The sequence below is a fragment of the Hydrogenovibrio crunogenus genome (genome assembly GCF_004786015.1).
In the GTDB taxonomy this organism is placed as follows: Bacteria; Pseudomonadota; Gammaproteobacteria; order Thiomicrospirales; family Thiomicrospiraceae; genus Hydrogenovibrio; species Hydrogenovibrio crunogenus.
In genome coordinates this window covers 421,149-441,261 of sequence record NZ_CP032096.1, presented here as the reverse complement: position 1 = coordinate 441,261, position 20,113 = coordinate 421,149, and the positions used below count along the sequence as shown (strand labels likewise).

21 protein-coding genes are annotated in these 20,113 nt (G+C 42.4%); 10 read left to right on the top strand and 11 right to left on the bottom strand.

Translation table 11 applies throughout. The annotated features are described in order from the left end of the window. Positions 1 to 32 precede the first annotated feature (32 nt). Positions 33 to 704 (top strand): nitroreductase, encoded by a 672-nt coding sequence (locus GHNINEIG_RS02050; protein ID WP_135795100.1) that lies wholly within the window; start codon positions 33 to 35, stop codon positions 702 to 704. A gap of 51 nt (positions 705 to 755) precedes the next feature. After that, complete coding sequence (locus GHNINEIG_RS02045) at positions 756 to 1,625, top strand: bile acid:sodium symporter family protein (RefSeq protein WP_135795099.1); 870 nt, start codon at positions 756 to 758, stop codon at positions 1,623 to 1,625. A gap of 51 nt (positions 1,626 to 1,676) precedes the next feature. On the opposite strand, the gene GHNINEIG_RS02040 is transcribed toward GHNINEIG_RS02045, so the two are convergent. Both GHNINEIG_RS02040 and dapF read right to left on the bottom strand, forming a co-directional pair. Then, the gene (locus GHNINEIG_RS02040; protein ID WP_135795098.1) at positions 1,677 to 2,348 is read right to left on the bottom strand and encodes a DUF484 family protein; all 672 of its coding nucleotides are present in this window, start codon (positions 2,346 to 2,348) and stop codon (positions 1,677 to 1,679) included. Next, on the bottom strand, positions 2,348 to 3,199 hold the full coding sequence (gene dapF, locus GHNINEIG_RS02035; protein ID WP_135795097.1) for a diaminopimelate epimerase: 852 nt from the start codon (positions 3,197 to 3,199) through the stop codon (positions 2,348 to 2,350). The genes GHNINEIG_RS02040 and dapF overlap by 1 nt, the downstream gene beginning before the upstream one ends. A gap of 101 nt (positions 3,200 to 3,300) precedes the next feature. On the opposite strand from dapF, the gene hslU reads away from it, so the two are divergent. From hslU to GHNINEIG_RS02005, 6 genes are read left to right on the top strand one after another with little or no spacing between them, the layout of a single operon-like run. Further along, positions 3,301 to 4,623 (top strand): ATP-dependent protease ATPase subunit HslU, encoded by a 1,323-nt coding sequence (gene hslU, locus GHNINEIG_RS02030; RefSeq protein WP_135795096.1) that lies wholly within the window; start codon positions 3,301 to 3,303, stop codon positions 4,621 to 4,623. Positions 4,624 to 4,638: 15 nt separating this feature from the next. After that, positions 4,639 to 5,031, top strand: a complete 393-nt coding sequence (locus GHNINEIG_RS02025; protein WP_135795095.1) for a gamma-butyrobetaine hydroxylase-like domain-containing protein — start codon at positions 4,639 to 4,641, stop codon at positions 5,029 to 5,031. A gap of 44 nt (positions 5,032 to 5,075) precedes the next feature. Then, complete coding sequence (gene ubiE, locus GHNINEIG_RS02020; protein ID WP_135795094.1) at positions 5,076 to 5,840, top strand: bifunctional demethylmenaquinone methyltransferase/2-methoxy-6-polyprenyl-1,4-benzoquinol methylase UbiE; 765 nt, start codon at positions 5,076 to 5,078, stop codon at positions 5,838 to 5,840. A gap of 11 nt (positions 5,841 to 5,851) precedes the next feature. Then, a complete protein-coding gene (locus tag GHNINEIG_RS02015; RefSeq protein ID WP_135795093.1) occupies positions 5,852 to 6,472 on the top strand; it encodes a ubiquinone biosynthesis accessory factor UbiJ in 621 nt (206 codons plus the stop codon). Positions 6,473 to 6,485: 13 nt separating this feature from the next. Next, entirely contained in the window at positions 6,486 to 8,126 is a 1,641-nt protein-coding gene (gene ubiB, locus GHNINEIG_RS02010) for a ubiquinone biosynthesis regulatory protein kinase UbiB (RefSeq protein ID WP_135795092.1), read from the top strand. 24 nt (positions 8,127 to 8,150) lie between these two features. Next, positions 8,151 to 9,437: an NCS2 family permease gene (locus GHNINEIG_RS02005; protein ID WP_135795091.1), complete on the top strand. Its 1,287-nt coding sequence runs from the start codon at positions 8,151 to 8,153 to the stop codon at positions 9,435 to 9,437. A 66-nt stretch (positions 9,438 to 9,503) separates the two neighbouring features. Here the strand turns inward: GHNINEIG_RS02005 and GHNINEIG_RS02000 are convergent, their stop codons facing one another. Continuing rightward, complete coding sequence (locus tag GHNINEIG_RS02000; protein ID WP_135795090.1) at positions 9,504 to 10,073, bottom strand: hypothetical protein; 570 nt, start codon at positions 10,071 to 10,073, stop codon at positions 9,504 to 9,506. Between the two features lie 167 nt (positions 10,074 to 10,240). Between GHNINEIG_RS02000 and GHNINEIG_RS01995 the strand changes: the two genes are divergently transcribed. Further along, on the top strand, positions 10,241 to 11,860 hold the full coding sequence (locus GHNINEIG_RS01995) for a sensor domain-containing diguanylate cyclase (protein ID WP_189636909.1): 1,620 nt from the start codon (positions 10,241 to 10,243) through the stop codon (positions 11,858 to 11,860). Positions 11,861 to 12,027: 167 nt separating this feature from the next. Further along, complete coding sequence (locus GHNINEIG_RS01990) at positions 12,028 to 12,417, top strand: Gfo/Idh/MocA family oxidoreductase (protein ID WP_135795088.1); 390 nt, start codon at positions 12,028 to 12,030, stop codon at positions 12,415 to 12,417. A gap of 459 nt (positions 12,418 to 12,876) precedes the next feature. Here GHNINEIG_RS01990 and GHNINEIG_RS01985 read toward each other — a convergent pair whose 3' ends face one another. The 8 genes from GHNINEIG_RS01985 to GHNINEIG_RS01950 all read right to left on the bottom strand — a co-directional run bounded on the left by GHNINEIG_RS01985 (position 12,877) and on the right by GHNINEIG_RS01950 (position 19,995). After that, positions 12,877 to 13,356, bottom strand: a complete 480-nt coding sequence (locus GHNINEIG_RS01985; protein ID WP_135795087.1) for a PIN domain-containing protein — start codon at positions 13,354 to 13,356, stop codon at positions 12,877 to 12,879. Next, the gene (locus tag GHNINEIG_RS01980; RefSeq protein WP_135795086.1) at positions 13,340 to 14,413 is read right to left on the bottom strand and encodes a helix-turn-helix domain-containing protein; all 1,074 of its coding nucleotides are present in this window, start codon (positions 14,411 to 14,413) and stop codon (positions 13,340 to 13,342) included. The genes GHNINEIG_RS01985 and GHNINEIG_RS01980 overlap by 17 nt, the downstream gene beginning before the upstream one ends. 173 nt (positions 14,414 to 14,586) lie before the next feature. Continuing rightward, entirely contained in the window at positions 14,587 to 15,264 is a 678-nt protein-coding gene (locus GHNINEIG_RS01975; RefSeq protein ID WP_135796804.1) for a restriction endonuclease, read from the bottom strand. A gap of 57 nt (positions 15,265 to 15,321) precedes the next feature. Continuing rightward, positions 15,322 to 16,056 (bottom strand): DUF6339 family protein, encoded by a 735-nt coding sequence (locus GHNINEIG_RS01970; protein ID WP_135795085.1) that lies wholly within the window; start codon positions 16,054 to 16,056, stop codon positions 15,322 to 15,324. Beyond that, complete coding sequence (locus tag GHNINEIG_RS01965) at positions 16,056 to 16,889, bottom strand: hypothetical protein (RefSeq protein WP_135795084.1); 834 nt, start codon at positions 16,887 to 16,889, stop codon at positions 16,056 to 16,058. Before GHNINEIG_RS01965 ends, GHNINEIG_RS01970 begins: the two co-directional genes overlap by 1 nt. Then, complete coding sequence (locus GHNINEIG_RS01960; RefSeq protein WP_135795083.1) at positions 16,879 to 18,738, bottom strand: hypothetical protein; 1,860 nt, start codon at positions 18,736 to 18,738, stop codon at positions 16,879 to 16,881. Before GHNINEIG_RS01960 ends, GHNINEIG_RS01965 begins: the two co-directional genes overlap by 11 nt. Then, positions 18,731 to 19,777, bottom strand: a complete 1,047-nt coding sequence (locus tag GHNINEIG_RS01955; protein ID WP_189636908.1) for a DNA cytosine methyltransferase — start codon at positions 19,775 to 19,777, stop codon at positions 18,731 to 18,733. The genes GHNINEIG_RS01960 and GHNINEIG_RS01955 overlap by 8 nt, the downstream gene beginning before the upstream one ends. Next, complete coding sequence (locus GHNINEIG_RS01950; RefSeq protein ID WP_135795081.1) at positions 19,774 to 19,995, bottom strand: hypothetical protein; 222 nt, start codon at positions 19,993 to 19,995, stop codon at positions 19,774 to 19,776. The genes GHNINEIG_RS01955 and GHNINEIG_RS01950 overlap by 4 nt, the downstream gene beginning before the upstream one ends. Positions 19,996 to 20,113 lie beyond the last annotated feature (118 nt).

The window sequence follows — 20,113 nt, the reverse complement described above, 5'->3', positions numbered from 1 at the left end:
AATAAAATTGGGCCCCTTTATGCGAGAAAATTATGACACAAACAGTATCTGAAGCCATTAAAGCTCGACATTCTGCCCGTGCCTTTCTAGACAAGGCCGTCGATGAAAAACAAATTTATCAAATTTTGGAGTTAGCTCGCCGCGCACCTTCCGGTGTCAACACGCAACCTTGGCAGGTTTCCGTGGTATCCGGTCAGACCAAGCAGATGTTGGAAGCTAAAATGCTGGCACAATTTAATGCTGGTCAGCGCGGAGAGATGCAGTACCAATACTACCCGAAAACTTGGGTGCCGCCTTATAAACAACGCCGAGTCGAGACCGGGAAGCAGCTCTATGGCGCGCTGAACATCGCCAGGGAAGATAAAGATAAACAGAAAAAACAATGGGCTGCCAATTACCGAGCATTTGATGCGCCAGTGGCTCTCTTTTTCTGGATGGATAATGTGCTTGAAACCGGCTCTTATCTGGACTATGGCATGTTTTTGCAAAACATTATGTTGCTCGCTTCTGAACAAGGACTCGCCACCTGTCCACAAGGCGCATTAGGCGAATACCCAGACATCGTTCGACAAACACTGAAAGTGCCTGACGATAAAATTCTGGTCGGCGGCATGGCCATTGGTTATGAAGACAACAACCACCCCGTCAATCAATACCGAACCGAAAGAGAGCCGGTTGAGAGCTTTACCCAGTTCTTTGATTAAAAAATTCGGTAAAATACGAACACTTTTTAACTACTTTAAGATTTTAAAATAATGACTGCTGACTTACTGACCCAAGTGATTCTACCTTTGGCCCTTTTCTTGATTATGTTTGGAATGGGCTTATCTCTTCGACCTGCTGATTTCAAAAATGTATTGGCCTCCCCCAAAGCAATGGGAATTGGTCTGATTGGGCAAATGCTGCTATTGCCATTGGTGGCTTTCTTCATTGCCTTGGCATTCAAACTGCCACCGGAAATTGCAGTGGGGTTAATGATCATCGCTTTGGCACCCGGCGGCGCGACTTCGAACATGTTCACCTATTTATCGAAAGGCGATGTATCACTTTCAATCAGTTTGACCGCCGTGGTCAGTCTCATTGCCCCTTTCAGCATTCCAATCATCACAGCATTGAGTATGACTTATTTCATGGGCAACGCCACTGAGTTCAGTTTGCCGATTGTCAAAACCATCATACAACTGTTAGTGATTACCGTGATTCCAGTCGCACTTGGCATGCTGGTGTTGGCGCGTTGGTCTCAGATCGCCGCTAAAATCGAACACGTTTTAAAGTGGTTCTCGGTGGTCTTTTTATTCTTCATCATTGCTTTGATTGTATTGAAAAATGCCGACAATATGATGAACTTTTTTATGCAAGCGGGGTTAGCGACTTTGGTCTTGAATATTGCGGTCTTGATATTAGGGGTCTATCTTGCGAAGTGGGCTAAATTGTCGGAAGCGCAATCCACCTCCATCGGTTTTGAAGTCGGGATTCAGAATGGAACCTTGGCATTGGTGGTGGCCGGCACTTTAATCGGCAACAGCACCATGATGATTCCCGCGGTGACTTATTCTTTATTGATGTTCATCACGGGCGCGGCTTTTGCAATGCTGGTCACGCGTCGAAAAGGTCGCACCGCTTAACGGCTTAGGCTCAATCAATCCGGAAACCAGATGATCGTCTTTTTATAAGCTTTAAAACAGGCGTTGCAATCGCGCCGTGATCATCTGCCCCATCACTTTTAAAAAGTAAGTGCCTAACTCTGGGCTAAAACGATCCGTGGTCGCCCCCAGCGCCAAAGCACCCCACACTCGTTGCTGCCCCAAGGGAATCACGCAAACGGACTGCATGGCTTGATCCGTATGAAATAACCCTTTCTGCCAACTGTCTTCCAACAAGCCACAAACCGGTTTACCCGGCTGTAAGGTTTCTTTTAAGCTTTTTGACCAGGCCTGGGAAATCCCTAGCTGATTTACGCCATGAACCGATGTTTTCGGGACATCCCAAGAAATAATAGTCACTTCTTCAACAGTAAAGACTTCGTGCATCACATCATAAACCACGTTGACGGCGTCCTGCTCTGACTCTGCCGCCAGTAAGGCATACGATAGATCATACACCTTATGCAACAAGGCACCGTTTTCACCGGCAATGTCTTTCAGTGTGTCCACTTCAACTTGCAGGCTGTCTCGCTGCTCTCTTAACTGAAACACCTGACGTTCCAATAAAGAAACCTCATGGCCACTTTTCGGATGCGGAATACTCAACTCATTCAACAAATTCGGAAACACATGAAAGAATTCACGGTTTCGGTTCAAATAGTTCGCCACATCTTCGGCATGAATATCATTAATCAAGCTAGACACTAAGCAGGTACTCCTCTTGCAATTTCCCCATCAAACACATGGACGGCGGGGCCAGTCATCCAAACCGGGCTACTTTTATCACCATTCCATTCAATCTCTAAATCACCACCAGGCAACGAAACCGTCACCACATCGTCCACCTCTCCGAGGTTTCTTAACACCACCATGGCCGCACAGGCTCCGGTGCCGCAGGCTAACGTTTCTGCCGCACCGCGTTCATAAACGCGTAATTTGATATGTTGACGATCCGATGTTTCAGCAAATCCCACATTCACTCTTTCCGGGAACAACCGGTGCGATTCAATTTTTTCACCCACTTCGGCGACAGGCGCGGCACCTAAATCGGCCACCCGTAATACCGCATGGGGGTTCCCCATCGACACGGCACCAATTTCAAAACGTTCTCCGTCCACATCCAATTCATATTGTTCCGATTCCAACGGCATATCAAATGGCAAGGCTTGCGGTAAAAAGTTCGGCGCGCCCATATTTACGCGCACCCAACCTTGTTCGGTAATGTACAGCACAATAATGCCTGACGCCGTTTCCACTCGTATCTCGGTTTTATCGGTTAAGCCTTGGTCATACACAAACTTGGCAAAACAACGCGCGCCGTTGCCGCACTGTTGAACCTCCGAACCATCGGCATTGAAAATACGATAACGAAAATCCACATCGACCTGTGCCGAATTTTCCACCATGAGCAACTGATCAAACCCCACGCCAAAATAGCGGTTCGCCCAGAAACGAATTTCTTCTGTTGAGAGCGTAATCGTTTCTTGCGTGGCGTCAATCACCATAAAGTCATTGCCCAGACCCTGCATTTTGGAAAATTTTAATAAGTTTGTCATGGTGTTTTGCTGTGCCTTATATCATTCATTACAGTAATTCCTTTATAATAAACGAATTACACGAAAATCGAAAACTCAGAATTGAAGGAAACCCGCTCAAAATGATGACACCCAAGGAAATTGTTCACGAATTGGATAGCTATATCGTTGGTCAGGCAGAAGCGAAAAAATCCGTTGCCATTGCTTTACGTAACCGTTGGCGCAGAATGCAACTGCCTGAAGAGCTTCGTCAAGAAGTTACCCCGAAAAATATTCTGATGATTGGCCCGACCGGGGTTGGGAAAACCGAAATTGCGCGCCGTTTAGCTAAATTAGCGAACGCTCCTTTCATTAAAGTCGAAGCGACCAAGTACACCGAAGTCGGTTATGTCGGCCGGGAAGTGGACTCAATCATTAAAGACTTAGTGGAAAACGCCATTAAGATGCAACGCGAACAAGCGATGAAAGGCGTCAAAAGCAAAGCTCAGGATCTAGCGGAAGAAAAAATCCTGGATGTGCTTTTGCCGCCTGCTCGTGGCCGGGAAGAAGACAGCTATGAACATATGTCTGAAACGCGCCAGAAATTCCGCAAGCGCCTGCGCGAAGGGGAATTAGACGACAAAGAAATCGAAATCGATTTGAATGCGGCTCCCGCTCATGTAGAAATCATGGGCGCGCCGGGTATGGAAGAAATGACCAACCAACTTCAAGACATGTTCCAAGGGTTAAACCAAGGCAAAAAGAACAAGCGTAAATTACCCATCAAGCAGGCGATGAAATTGCTCACCGAAGAGGAAGCACAACGCATCATTGATCAGGAAGACTTGAAAACCAAAGCGATTGAAAACGTTGAGCAGAATGGGATCGTCTTCATTGATGAAATCGACAAGGTCGCGAAACGCCAAGAAGGGTCGGGCGGCGGCGATGTCTCTCGTGAAGGCGTTCAACGGGACTTGTTACCCTTGATTGAAGGGTCGACCGTTTCGACCAAATATGGCATGATCAAAACCGACCACATTCTGTTTGTGGCATCCGGTGCCTTCCATTTAGCGAAGCCATCGGACTTGATTCCGGAATTACAAGGGCGTTTACCGATTCGCGTGGAGCTGAAATCGTTGGAAGTGGAAGACTTTATCCGCATCTTGACCGAACCTAAAGCGGCTTTAACCACGCAAGCGATTGAGCTGTTGAAAACCGAAGGGGTCAAAATCGAATTCAGCGGCGATGGCATCAAACGTTTGGCGGAAATTGCTTACCACGTGAATGAGACCACCGAAAACATCGGTGCACGACGCCTACATACGGTTATGGAGCATTTGCTGGAAGAAGTGTCTTTCAATGCACCGGATTTCGGTCAGGAAACCGTCATCATCGATGAAGCATTTGTGAATGATCGTTTGGGAGAGCTATCGCAAGATCAAGATCTCTCACAATACATCCTGTAAAACATCGAGGACTTTATGGCACCAACTCCACAACCGACTGATATCAAGCTCAAACAAGCATCACGTCAGCTAGTGGTGACGTTTGATACCGGCGAAACGTTTGATTTGCCGTGTGAGTATCTGCGTGTTTACTCACAATCAGCCGAAGTGACCGGGCATGCGCCCGGGCAGGAAGTGCTGCAAGTGGGCAAACGTGCTGTCAATATCGAGGCCATCACCCCTGTCGGCAACTATGCCATCAAGCTGCATTTTGATGACGGGCATGATTCAGGCATCTATACCTGGGAATGGCTCTATAAACTGGGCAAACATCAAGCGGCTTATTGGCAAGACTATTTAAAACGCTTGCAACTTGCCGGACATAAACACCCGGACATTGAGCCAACCGACTTAACCCAACTACTGTAATTTCGCTTGAACATCGAGTGAATCCATTAATTAGGACGCCTTTTATGACAACAGAGCATTCACACTCCAAAAAAACCATTGATTTCGGCTTTAGCGAAGTGCCACTAGAAGAGAAAGTTAAAAAAGTAAAAGGCGTGTTTGACTCGGTGGCTGGCAATTACGACATTATGAACGATGTGATGTCATTCGGTATTCATCGTCTATGGAAACGTCATGCGATTGAACTCAGTGGCATCCGTCCGGGTAATGTCGTGTTGGATTTAGCGGGTGGTACTGGAGATTTAACCAAAGCCTTCGCCAAACGTGTCGGTAAAACCGGGCGTGTGGTACTCGCCGACATCAATGAAAGTATGGTACGTGTCGGGCGTGACCGCCTCACCAATGAAGGCGTCATCGGCAATGTGGATTACACCATCACTAATGCCGAAGCACTGACCTATCCTGACAACACCTTTGATTTGGTGACCATTTCGTTCGGGCTTCGTAACGTCACCAACAAGGACAAGGCACTTGAAGAAATCTATCGTGTTTTGAAACCAGGTGGACAACTGATGGTTCTGGAGTTTTCCAAAGTGACTCAACCATTACTGGCCAAAGCCTACGATTTTTATTCTTTCAGTATCTTGCCGAAAATGGGAAAACTCATCGCCGATGATGAAGCCAGCTATCAATACCTGGCCGAGTCGATCCGCATGCACCCCGACCAGGAAACACTCAAGCAAATGATGCTGGAGGCTGGCTTTGATAAAGCCGAATACCTCAACATGTCTGAAGGCATTGTGGCATTGCATCGCGGTTGGAAATACTAAAAGGAATCGGTATGGACACGTCAGAAAATTCACCAGGCCTGGTCAAAACATCATTATCCAAACTGTTTGAAACACTGCTTAACCAGGCGATTCAACTGGATGATCAACAAGGTCAAGCCTTTGCCCCTTGTGATGAAAAAGTCATTCAACTGACATTGACGGATTTTGCACAAACCTTTTTTCTGATCTATCAAATCCAGCCGGATGGGCAAGGCACATTCAGTGTGCAGAATCACTTAATGGGCAGCCCCGATTGTCACCTCAAGTTTTCCGTTAACGACTGGATTCAAAACCAGCCAGCTTACCAAACTTCGGGCGATGAAACGGTGGCGGAAGCGTTTATTGAAGCGGTCAAGACCTTAGAAATCGACTGGGAAGAACAGTTGTCTAAGGTGACCGGTGATTTAATCGCATTCAAAGTCGGCTCCACGGTTCGACAAGGCCAAAAATCTTCTCGTGATGCTAAACAGAAAATCGGCGAAACGCTCAAAGAGTATTTGCAGTTCGAAATAGAAGTGCTGCCGACCCACTCACAAATCAATCGATTTGCGCAAAATGTACAGCAAACTTCCCAAGCGGTGGATCAATTAGCTGAACGTATTCAACGCCTGCAAAACACTTCTTCCACTTAATTGACGACAACACATGAATATCATTAGTAAATCTTTTCGACAACTGACTCGCATTATTAAAATCAATCGCGTCCTCACCCATTATCAAATCGACAAACTGGTCTTAAGTGAAACCAAATATGCGTGGTTGATTGTCGCCAACTTGCTGCTACCTTGGAACTGGCGCTTTCAATCCAGAGGCAACCGTGGTGAACGGATCCGGTTGGCTTTGGAAGAGCTTGGCCCGATTTTCATCAAACTGGGTCAGGCACTTTCCACTCGAAAAGATTTACTACCGGAAGACATCTCGGTCGAATTAAGAAAATTACAGGACGATTGTCCGCCGTTTGACGAACAACATTCCATCAGCATCATCGAAAAGGGTTTGAAACGCCCTATCGAAGAAGCGTATGCCAGCTTCGACCCTAAACCCATGGCCTCGGCGTCCATTGCACAAGTGCATGCTGCCACCTTATATGACGGTTCTGAAGTGGTGGTCAAAGTGGTTCGTCCTGACATCAAACCGGTGATCGAGCAAGATGTTGCCATTATGAAATCTCTGGCACAGTTATTGGAAGCGGCGGTGAAAGAATCGAAACGCCTGCATCCGACTGAAGTGGTGGAAGAGTTTGAAAAAACCATTCTCGATGAACTCGACATGATGCGCGAAGCCTCCAATGCCTCGCAATTGCGTCGTAATTTTGAACATTCCGATTTATTGTATGTGCCCGACATTTACTGGTCTCACACCAACGATAACGTGATGACGATGGAACGCATTTACGGCATCCGCATTTCTGAAATCGACAAATTGAAGGCCGCCAACATTGACCTGACCGACCTGTCGGCAAAAGGCGTCACCATCTTTTTCACCCAGGTGTTCAAACACAATTTCTTCCATGCCGACATGCATCCAGGCAATATTTTTGTGTTGCCGGATGGACGTTATGCCGCGATAGATTTCGGCATTATGGGTACCCTGAACCCAGAAGACCAGCGCTATCTGGCGGAAAACTTCCTGGCCTTTTTCAATCGTGATTATTTACGTGTGTCCGAACTCCACATCGAATCCGGCTGGGTGCCGGCCGATACCCGGGTTAATGAATTGGAATCGGCCATTCGCTCCGTCTGTGAGCCGATCTGGGATCGTCCATTAAAAGAAATTTCGTTCGGTTTGTTCCTAATGCGTTTATTCCAAACAGCACGTCGTTTCGGGATGGAAGTGCAACCGCAATTGGTCTTGTTGCAAAAGACGCTCCTTAACATTGAAGGACTCGGACGCCAACTGGATGATGAACTCGATTTATGGGATACCGCCAAACCCTTTTTGGAAGATTGGATGCAAGAACGTGTCGGGCTAAAAAGTCTGGTTAAAAACACCAAAGCCAATTTGCCTTTCTGGATTGAGCAAGCACCCAGTTTACCGGGCTTATTGCATAGCAGTTTGCAAAAGCTCTCACATGCCAATTTCGATCAGCAATCTGAACAAATCGCCCGCTTGGAACAACAGCTGGCCAAACAACAAAAAGCCGACCGCAACCGCGCCATCGCTGTATTGTTATTTGTGGTGGCCGCCATTCCGGAACTGACCCATGTGCCCTATTTAATGCAACAAATCTGGCTACAAGGTCTTGTGGCACTGCTAGGTCTGTATTTCCTCTTTAAAAAACCTTAATCTCTTAAATAAAAGAGGTAAGCGATGTTTCATTTAAAACAGCATAGTACCACCGTCAAAACCGAGTTTATTGCCGGCTTGACGACCTTCTTAACCATGCTGTACATCGTGCCGGTCAATGGCTTCATTCTCAGTGATGCCGGCATGCCGATGGCAGCGGTGATTACCGCAACCGCTTTGATTACCATTTTTTCAACATTGCTAAATGGCCTTTGGTCCAATACACCGATTGCGATGAGCGTCGGCATGGGCTTAAACGCTTACTTCACTTACGGCTTGGTGCTCGGCATGCAGATTCCTTGGCAAACCGCTTTGGGTGTGGTGTTTCTGTCCGGTGTTTTATTTGTCATTTTATCGTTCACCCCTTTCCGTGCTTGGATGATGTCGTCGATTCCGATCGATTTACGCCGTGCCATCAGTGCTGGGATTGGCGCTTTCATCGCTTTTATCGGTCTAGAACAAATGGGCGTCATCACGCACAGTGAGGCCACGCTGGTGGCATTAGGCGACTTTTCGTCCCCGCAGGTGCTGTTGGGGATCGTCGGCTTTTTCCTGGCGCTTATCGCTTATGCCTATAAATTGAAAGGCGCCTTCGTGCTCTCGATTGCCGCCACTGCTATGATCGGCTGGGTATTTGACCTTGCGCAAATGCCGGAGACTATTTTCAGCTTGCCTGCTTCCATTGCTCCCATTGCATTCGAACTGGATATCATGTCGGCATTGACTTTGTCTTTGCTGCCGGTGATTCTGATTTTCTTGATTACCGACATGTTCGACACCCTTGGCAGCGTGACCGGTATTGGTATGCGGGCGCAATTGTTTCAAACACAGGGTAAAAAAGATTACTCGCTGGAAAACACCCTGAAAGCGGATGCTTTATCCACCGTGGCCGGGAGCACCGTCGGTGTTACTTCCGTCACGGCGTTCATTGAATCGGCCACCGGCATTGAACAAGGCGGGCGAACCGGTCTGACAGCCGTATTCACCGGACTGCTGTTTATCAGCACCTTGTTTATGCTCCCGCTCTTTCAGGCCCTGCCGCAAAACGCCATTTACCCCATTCTGGTAATTGTCGGCATTCTGATGTTCAGCGAGCTAGGGAAAGTGGGATTTAAAGAGAGTGATTTAGCTACCAATGCTGCGGTCTTTTTGATTGTATTATTGATGCCACTCACTTATTCCATCACCACTGGCGTCGCGGCAGGGTTTGTGGTGTACGTGGCGTTAAAGCTGGTGAAAAAAGAATTTCAGGATTTGAATCTGGGCATTATCGTCATTGCTCTAATCAGCGGATTGGTCTTTATCTTGTAACCATCCTCTTAAACAGGGACGAAAATCTTGCCAGGCCTGGGCGTTTTTAACCATTCAAAAGAAGCCTCACGGGGTTGGACGCTTATCAGGGCGATAATGCGGTTCACTCAATAACGGCGCGGCAAATTCAATGTCCCGATCCCGGTCCAACGTTTCAATCAAATGATCGTAAGACGTTTGCGGCTTCACATCAAACACCGCCGTGAACCGGTTCGGCAACGGCGAGACTTTTTGGAAGCCATAGCGCTCGGCAATCAAATCAATATGTTCTTGCCGATAGGTTTTAATCAAGAAAATGCCATTGATCACCGCATTGTGTCCGGTTTCTTTATTCAATAGAACCGGTACCATTTCCACGGAGCGGGAACCAACCGAATGAATGATTGGCGCGCAATGGTTCACATCAAACCAGGCCGTGTCCCCTTGGTAAATGAACCAACCGCCATTACGCCCAACCAACTGTGCATTGAGTGTCTTGGGCATTTCATCCGGCGATTGCATGCTGCCAAACCGGTTCGGCTTGTTTTCATAATTGGGTCCTGCCATTTGCGCTACCAATTGGCACGCTTCTGTAAACGCCTGAGCTGGAAGAGACACCATTCCAATCAACGCCAAACCTACTATTTTTTTGATCATCTGTTACCCTACTGAAATCAATTTATCTATCACGCAAAGAACCTTACTTGAAACAGTTGATTTATAAAACAATTTTATAAAAAAACTTAAAAAAAACCTGAAAATATCGTTATTATAAAATGAACGATTTATTTAAGAGCTCTTTTAACGCCCCATCTTGGAACCTAATGATTTTATCCAGCAACTTGACTCAAAAAACATTTTGGCTCAATTTTATAGGTATTTACCTGTTATTGCTGGCCGTACTCGGGTTTCTGATTTCAAGCTGGTACAGCTTAAAGTCCACACAAGCACTTGAACTCATCAAACTGAATCAATCCCAAGTTGTGTCCCATGCAAAAAATATTATGCTTGAAGAGTACGAAAGCATGTTGTCGGACTTATTGACTTTAGCGTCTTTACCTTTACATTCACACTCCCAAAATATCACATCGGAACACCGTTTCAGACAAGATTTGGCCTCCACTTATTTGGTTTTGTCACAAACCCGCACCCGCTATGACCAAATTCGCTACCTTGACAAGGAAGGCATGGAAAAAGTTCGTGTGGACTACAATAACGGAAACCCGAAAATCATCCCTCAAAGTCAATTACAAAACAAACAAAACCGTTACTACTTTCAAGACATCAACCGGCTTTCATCCGAAGAAATCTATATTTCTCGTTTTGATTTGAATATCGAACAAGGCAAGATCGAACAGCCTTATAAACCTATTATTCGCATCGGAAAAGCTCTATTTAATGAACGAGGCCAGCGACAGGGCATCCTATTGTTGAATTATTTCGGGCAAACCTTGTTCAATAAGATTGATCGATTAAGTTCAACAAAGCCCTCGCAACTGATGATCGTCGACCAGATGGGATACTGGTTAAAACATCCCAACCCAGATATGGAATGGGGCTTCATGTTTAAAGACAAACAAAATCAGACCTTTGCTACCGCACACCCAAAGTTATGGCAAACCTTGTTGACCCGACGCAGCGGGCAGATAAAAACATCCCAAGGGTTATATACGTTTGATTCCATTTTTCCTTTAGAATCGAAAGTCATTTCCGAATTAGGACACTATCAATTCCAAGACAAAAAATTTTCAACCCAAGCCAATCTTAAAGATTATCAATGGTTACTTATTTCGTTTACACCAAAGGCAGCCTTTACTCAAAAGCTAAAGAACCAACTGCAAAACATGGCTTCCCTCCTAATCGGCATCATCGTCTTAATGGGCGGAATTGCCTTTCTGTTTGCATCGAACCGACACCAAAAACAATTACTGCAACAAAAGGCTCGCTATTTGGCTTATCATGATTCTTTAACGGGGCTTTATAACCGCTATGCACTGACGCAAACAGAAGGTCAACATAACCTGTTGACCAACAAATCAGGCAACGACAGCTACTCTGTGTTTTTTCTTGATCTGGATGGCTTTAAGCCAATCAATGACACTTATGGACATCAAGTGGGCGATCAAGTGCTGCAAACCATCGCCAGCCGACTTAAAAACACCGTTCGGAAAGAAGACATTGTGGTGCGCGTCGGTGGCGATGAGTTCGCCATCATCACCCACCATACCGTCGATCGTGTCGCCATCCAGATGTTCGGTGATCGCCTGATCAAAGCCATCGAAAAACCGATTCAACTGGAGGATAAAACGCTTCACCTAGGCACCAGTATCGGTGTCGCCTCTTACCCACAAGATGCCGATACCTTAAACCAGCTGATCGATTTAGCCGATGCCGCAATGTACAAAGCCAAAAAATCCGGCAAAGGCAAACTCTGTTTTGTATAACGCCAGTTTCAAATAAGTATTTCTCGTCACGTCATAAAAACATTCATTCCAAAATCATAATGCATCCATGGCAGACCTATCTCAATTACCCTATACTGTGCAGTGATTTATATCATACGAAATAATATGTATTTTAAAATACAAACAAACATTGAGGATTAAGAAGCATGAGAAAAATTACCATTCTGATGATTGGCCTAGGACGTATCGGCGGGAAATTTTATGAGCAGTTCACACAAATGAATTCCGAGAACATCGAAATCATCGGTATCAGCGAACCGAATCGAGACAACCCATTGCTGGACGACGCACAAGACCGTGGCATTCCGAACTTCCCTGATTTTGAAGAAGCCCTGGATCAGTTTGGCACTGAAATCGATATCATTATGGACACCTCTAACCGCGCAGAATTGAAACAAGCCATCAGACAAGCGCTACAAGAGCGAAAAAACCAACACACGGTTCTGGTTCCAATGGTGGTCGATTACCTCATGTGGTATCTGTTACCTGGCTCAGAAGCCATTCCACAGTCGCACCACGAAGACATTGGTTACTAATCAATACCGGTTTCAATCAAAAAACCCGCTTTACGCGGGTTTTTTTTATAAAAGAAGAGATGTTTTTTCTGACATAAAAAAAGCCCCGACAATGCGGAGCTTTTAGGAATATGGTGGCTACACCGGAATCCAGACATTCCCAATTTAAAAGCAGTTCCAGTACATTTAATGTCTTTATTTACAAAATATTTACAAAAAACCTATTTGTCCTCTACGCCTTTACCAATAAAGGATTCCGTAACATTCGCAAGAAAATCACTCAAACATATAGCAAATTATTCAAAATAAAACCGCTCAAGCATCTTTTTAAATACCTTTATTAAAAATATTTAAAATAAATCAATATATTATGTGAGAAGAATCCAAGACATGAACATGTTTACGTGATAAACACTTTTTTAGAACATGTCGATAAAACTCAAAAATTTCGACATATCACTAAGGTAAAATTGAGACGAACTAAATTTCATCTAAACGACTAAAGGCTAAATCCCAAGGCAGCCTGCTACCTGCAACTTTCATTTTGCTATAAGCGTCTTTGGCTTCGTCTACGGAGATTGCCTGACCGTGAACCATTTGCTCCACAATCCATAGCGTACCCATAACAACCACACCTTCCTTTTTGGCAAGCTTCCTTAATGCATCATCCCCTGTAAGTAATGGGCAACCCTCCTGCTTAGCAGAAGCTAACGCAAAACAATCATTTGTGCTTGGGCCAGAAGATTGAGCAACCAACGCCATAGCATAATGCATAGATGTCTCATTGAGCTCAGTTAGTTGCAACCCATTTTCAATTAGATGACTGTGCTGAGCTTCTAATTCTTCTGAGTAGAGAATATCTGGTGTTTTGAAGGTAAATCGAAGTTGGAAGAGCTTATCTAAAAGCTCTCCATCTTCTAAATCAATGAAAATATTTGCATCGCTAATGAGAATTTGCACTCAAACTTCCCTGATCTTCCAGTTTTCGTTGTTGATGAAACTCCATTAACGAAATAGACATCAACTCTGCTGCTTTGGATTCAGAGAGAATCCCATCGCTCAAGCCTCGGTAGACTAACTGTTCAAAAAGAAATGTCTTTTCAGGAGGGAGTTGTTCACCTGGTTCTCGCTTTCTCCAACCTTTCTTAGCAAAACTAATAGTCAATTTTTTATATAAACTATCTGCAATAACTCCTAAATCCTTTGCTCGATATAAGCAAGCCCCCATACTTAAGCCAAACTCATGTTTAAGCAAATACAATTCTCGAGCTTCCAAGTCATAACGCTTCTCACCAAAGTGCTCAACAAATGCTTTTTGTGGTAACAGAAATGAAGAAGCAAAGCGGTTACAGACCTTTTCTTCATCTAAATTATTCGCTAAGCGTTCATGAACCAAAATATGACCGAGTTCGTGTGCTAAGGTAAAACGCTGACGATCCCCTGACCAAAGGGAAGAAATCACAATTACAGGCTGACCATTGATTTCAGCTTGAAGTCCATCAAACTTGGCGTCTATTTCAACATCAGTGGAAATAACCAAAATACCTTTTGATTCAAACAAATCAATTAGATCTGGTATAGGGTTTAAACCTAACTCCCATTCAGAGCGAACTAATTCAGAAAAAGCTTCCATATCCTCAATACCAAATATTTCATCTGGTAAAGAAGCTGGGGGGTTAAACCGTTTTATAGGAAAATTGGGCCATAAATTAGCTAATTGAAGCCAACGCTCTGCCTGATCCAAAACATCGGCATGAATGCGGTTTAGAACTTTCTTCGGAGTTGACGAGCGTTTACGATATTCAACATTTTTTAACTCAACCTTAACTGGACGGAAAAAATATTCTGCTCGCACATCAAGAGTTTTTGACAACCGAATCATTACAGAAGAAGATGGCATGCTTTCATTGTGTTCGTATTTTTTAATCATATTCGCACTGACGCCAGTAGCTTTTCCTAGAGCCGCTTGAGACAATCCTGATGCAGAGCGTGCACGATTTAATCGTTCACCAAACATATCTCCTCCCTATATATATTGGTTTATAAAAATAAAATAACTATAAAAATTATAAACCATATAATGAATAAAGTTTAGTAAATTGTTTAGCAAACACTTAACAACTTGAGCATCTTTGCACAAGTAAAAATAGAAATGAACGTGCAATACAAATTAAGCTAATTACCACATGATTACTGGTAAGTATCTTTGTACCAGGAAATAAATTGACTTGCTAAATCACAACAAATGTCATTTTTTTCTATAGGCGTTACCAAACCACACGCATCACAATACGCCGTATATTTATTACATTTTAAACATTTGGAAATTGAAAACTCAGAAACCGTTCCTTGATATTCAAGTGCAAAACCATGCTCCCAACATAACAAACCTGGCACTTCTCGCCCTGATTCATAACGGTCTACGCAATGAGCACATACATCAGATATTCGACCATAAGACACCTCTTCAAATGCTGTCTCATATGCCGTTTCCCAATCAATGTTCTCCAATGAAATTTTATCCTTTAGCCCCCGTATTCTTTTTTCAGCAGATTTTGTATACCCACTCGAAGAAACCAAAATACCATAATCAACCTTCACATCAGTCACCATTCCAAGAAAAGATTCTACAGATTTAATGTCGACTGGAACAGAGTAATGCTTACACTCAACCATTGTTGTTTGAGTTTTGGTTTTGATTAATATATCAACTTGCCTAGAACGCTCCGAATATTCACCAACTACACGAGTATCATTCAAAATCTTGGTTGTCAGTGAAGACGTATTATCGTGAAATATTTTAGAAATTAACCATTCATATTGACGCCACATAGGATTCATATCCTGCACAACCCGAAGACAATTCATCACATATTATAAAATTGATCCATTAAAACAGAGCATGGAAATCTTTTACCTAAATAATTATTCACCTAAATCCAAAATACTACAAAGCTGATTCTCATCCGCAACTTCTAACAACCTTCTTCCACCTTCAACATTTAGAGATTTCATCAACTCTCTAAATCTTATTCTTTCAAACAAGGCTTTATCGTTTTTAAAAGACTCATGTAATTGTTTAATAACCATAGAGAAAACGTTCATATTTAGAGCCGTAGTAGGTCTTTCAATTAAATTTGCTCTAACATCAGCTCTATACATAAGAGAAACTAACGAGTCCTCTAAAGACAACCCATCAACATTCGAACAAAGCTTGGCCATCCACCACAATCGAGATGCAGCATTATCTCTTTCTAACTCTCGATGGTTAGAACCGAAAAAATGCTTTCTCACGAACTTAACTGCCTCTTCGTCGTCTTCTGGAATTAACCATCTTTTTCTAGAATATGACAACAACGCCGTGTGAGTTAGAAACGCCCAAAACCTCTTATCCCTTGCTAAGTACAATGTAAGCTCTTCTAAGGCTCTGAAAACAATTACAGCGCTCTTCACTTCTTCCAGATAAAAATCATCAGCGCCGCTTGAATCAAAACTCAGAGCTTCTAAAGAATCCAAATCTTCCCCTACACCACTTAACGGAATCAACCCGTCTTCAGGAATCGATTCTTGAAACCCTCCTTCTCTATAAAGTTCCAAATTTTCTGGCACACTATTGTATAGACTCAAAAAAGTTTTCTCTTTGAACATTGAAATAGCCATTACGAATCCCTTTTAAAAACGTATTTAGCAAGCATAACCAATGGGTTTTTCATCAGCTGCGTAGCAACTTTATAAGCATCCTCATTTGAATCCAGTGAGATTGCTTTGTTAAGAGCTTGCTTTTCAATAACATCTGCCCACTTGTAATCCTTATAATCTTCTTTTGAACTTTTCAAATTTTCAATGGCGTAGGTTATCGCCGTAAAATATATCGAATTCGTCAGAATCAATTTATTCGCTCTTTCATTTCTAGCTTCATCAATTGAATCCTTCATTTCTGAATTCAATTCAATTTGAATATGATGACCTTCAAGATTTATATTAAATTCGCCATAGTCCAAGCCATCTACCTTAACCAATTCCAGCACTGAAATGACATGACCAAAATATTCCTTATCAATATATAGAACATATGGCTCATCCTGCGCTAATAAATCACCTTTTTCAAAATCAATTTCGACGCTTTCAAATTCTTTGTTTAAATCGTCAGATTTAAAATTTTTGATTGTGTCAGTTGCGACCACATAGCTTTCAACCAAGACTTCTCCTCTCAGAGAATCTACAGGGAAAACTCTCTTTAATTTTTTATCTCCAGTGATTTCTATCTCTTTGAAAAAAGTATCTCGACATGAAACTACCGAAACATACTTAGCTTTCCCCATCTCGATTTCGGAAAGTATTTCTTCATTTGAAAGAATAAAATCCACTTCAATAGACAATCTGTTTTCGGCAACTTCAGGATCTATAATTACCTGAAATTCACAGTCCAAATAGTCATCACTATGTGGCCTTAACACAGGATATGGAAATGCCTTCTGATCTTCAAACTTCATTTGCAACCACCTTTATTGCGCCATCAAAAGAATCCTCAACCTCAACAGTTAATCTATATCTTTGCCCCTGAACAACCGTCATATTTATTCGGCCATCAACAACCTTTCCTAAATCAGCTTCTCTTACAGCAATGAAATAATCTTGGTCCGACCCACACTCAAGCAAGGACAAATTGATTTCCCCAGAAGAATATGGTGTGAAAGACAACGATCTTTTTCCATTTGGAATTAAAAAAGATCTCACGTCTTTAATTGAAATGCTTTTCTTAGCATCGCCTCCGGACTCACCTTCGTTAGAACCACCACTAGTACCTGAGCCACCTTCTCCATCATTACCACCACCAGTCACTCCTGGACCATCACCAGGCCCCTGACCTCCTTTTGCACTCAATGATAATGTACTGACTTTTATCGGCCGAGGCTTCCACACAATATTTCCAAAAGGATTAATCTCTTTCTCCGCATTAGTAGTGTTCTCATTATCCTCATACCCAAAGAACTCTTTAAGCTCATCAATACTAGAAACATCTGATGACGGTTCCTTTGCATATTTTTTTAAGGCTTCTCTAATCCATACTGCAATATCATTTAATGCCTTATTCCCTTGAGATTTTTTATCCGCATCTAAGCGCTCAGGCTCAAAACCATCATGTCTAGGTGGCTCCATCGCTCTCAGCAGTTCATTTCCTGTTGGATTGGTACACTCAAATACAGCTACAAAGTCTTTATAACCAGGAAACCTTATCAACCTCCTCAATTGCTCTGTAATAAACATACCATTTCTTAAAGCACAGACCTTGCTAGGCAACCCCTCATTTACCATAATTTTTAATTCACAATGACCAAGAACGGTATTCTGAGTTGCCTCAATAAAAGAATTTCCTTCGTAAGCTTCCAAATAATGCTTTCTGTTCAAAAATATCTCTAAACCATCTTCATCCAAAGCACCCAAAATATCTGCGTTATCAAATATTTCTAGAAGAGTATTCTTGTTTAGCTCATACTCTCCATTAACATTTACTAGAAGTTGCTCTTTGGATATAGCTCCAAAAAAGTTTTCCACTATTGAAGCTACTAAAAGTTTCTCCCAATCTTTATTTGAATCATCGAAAGCAAGCACAACTAGCTTTGTTCCAGTCTGAATATTGGAAGAACTTTGCATGCTCAACCAGTTTGGGACGTTATCTGCGTTGCCTTTGACTGGCATACATTTTTCCTTTACCCCCCAATAACCAATAGCTTGTCTTCTATTCCCTTCCTCATCATCATGTGACATGAGCAAAGATTTTGCTTGATTCAGCTGTTCATAAACACCAGATTCATCTTTATAAACGGTTGAAACAAAAACTGTTCTTGCAAGAGATACCGCATATGGTGCGAACTTTCCGATACCGTATGAGCCACCAGCAGTTTCATCACTTTTTTTACTCTGCCCTCTTGCTTTCATAAAAGCATAAAATGGTGTTCCGTTCATTGCCGGCCCATTCATTCCTGTAGTATTACAGTCAGAAATTTCCAATACTTTTACATTTTTCTGAGTCAATAAGTGAATCGCATTTTGAAAGAAATTTTTGGCTTTTTCTCCGCTTTCAAACTTTGAAGCCTCCAAACAGCTTTGTAAGTTCTGTAACAATTCCTCTAGGTTAGGAATTTCTTGTGTCGGAATCGACTTTAAGAGAATATCAACATTGACAATTGAACCTTTAATGGATGCATCCATAGCGTTTTGAATAATTTCTCTAGCAAGGTTTGAAAGAGGCTCCCCTCGAAAGTGCTCAATTCCAGAATCATTAAAACCATCCCATTGATCCGCTTCATCAACGGGGTGAAACCATCCAATATCACCCATTTTTTCTATCCTCTATGATTTTCTTTCTTACCTGTTCAGCCAATAATCGAGCTACTGGCACGCTAACTGAATTGCCCACCTGCATATACCTCTTTGACCTTGCCACTTCATCTGGAAACATAAACCTATCAGGAAAACCTTGAATTTTTAAACACTCATATTCGGTTAGCTTCCTTAAACCTTTTTGATCGTGAATAAATGGTACGTTATGCCCTCCAAGACCCATATTGGCTGTCAACGTTGGACAAACATCCCTTTCTTTTACTCTAACTAAGTATTTTCTCAACTGATATATACACGAAGTATCTTCTACCTCATTTGAAATCATCTTGTAGTAGCGATTATGCTCATCAAGATAATAATAATCATCAGATAAAGCCTTATCAAAGCCCACTAAGCTAGATAAGCTTTTATCCTCCGTGTTATGAGTATGAGGAAAAGTAAATTTTCCACTTTTAAAATGATTTCGAGAAAAAGCAACCATGAAAAGTCTATTTCTTTTTTGCGGTAATGTTGTCAACTCATATATATCGAGTTCCTGAGCATTAGATTCTCTGAACCAATACCCTGCTCGTTGAAGCTCTTTCTTAATTTCAACAAACCAAGCTCCATCGCCACCATTTTTGATATTAGGTGAATTTTCCAAAACAATAACCGAAGGCTTTTTATCTTTAAACTCATTTACTATACGAATAATTTCAAAAAACAACTTTCCCCGTTCATCATTGAAGCCATTCCTATTCCCTGCTATAGAAAAGCTTTGACATGGAAAACCAGCATGTAAAACATCGACTGGCTCTAAGTCATCATTTATTACTTTGACATTTCTTATGTCAGCAGGTTTATCTTCATGAGTAATAACCCTAACATCATTTATATTTTTCAAATATGTTTTAACAGCATTCTCATCATTCTCTACTGCCCACACTGTTTTGATACCTGCACCTGAAAAACCGAGACAAAACCCTCCAATCCCTGCAAACAAAGCTCCTGCTGTAAATTGCCTATCCGCCAATGCAATATCCTTCTTTAAGTTCACAATTTAAAATCTTTTTTTAAGCCTGACCTATTTGAATCAAACTTTCTTTTTACTTCATCTAGCTCATCTTGGAGAACTTTTATGATTTTGTTTGTCTGAGCATCGTCATACTCATAATTATTCTTATTTGCTAAATTGCCTATCAATCTCAGGTCTTTAATAGTCCTATTCACTCTATTATTTGCTAATTCTACAAACTTTGTTTTCTTATCTTTCATTCGATACCTAATCTATATGAACAAAATACAATCTATATTGTACATATTTAACATATTTAGTAAACATATTAAATATATACATACATACCCAAAAAACTTGGAACATTACTATTTTCGC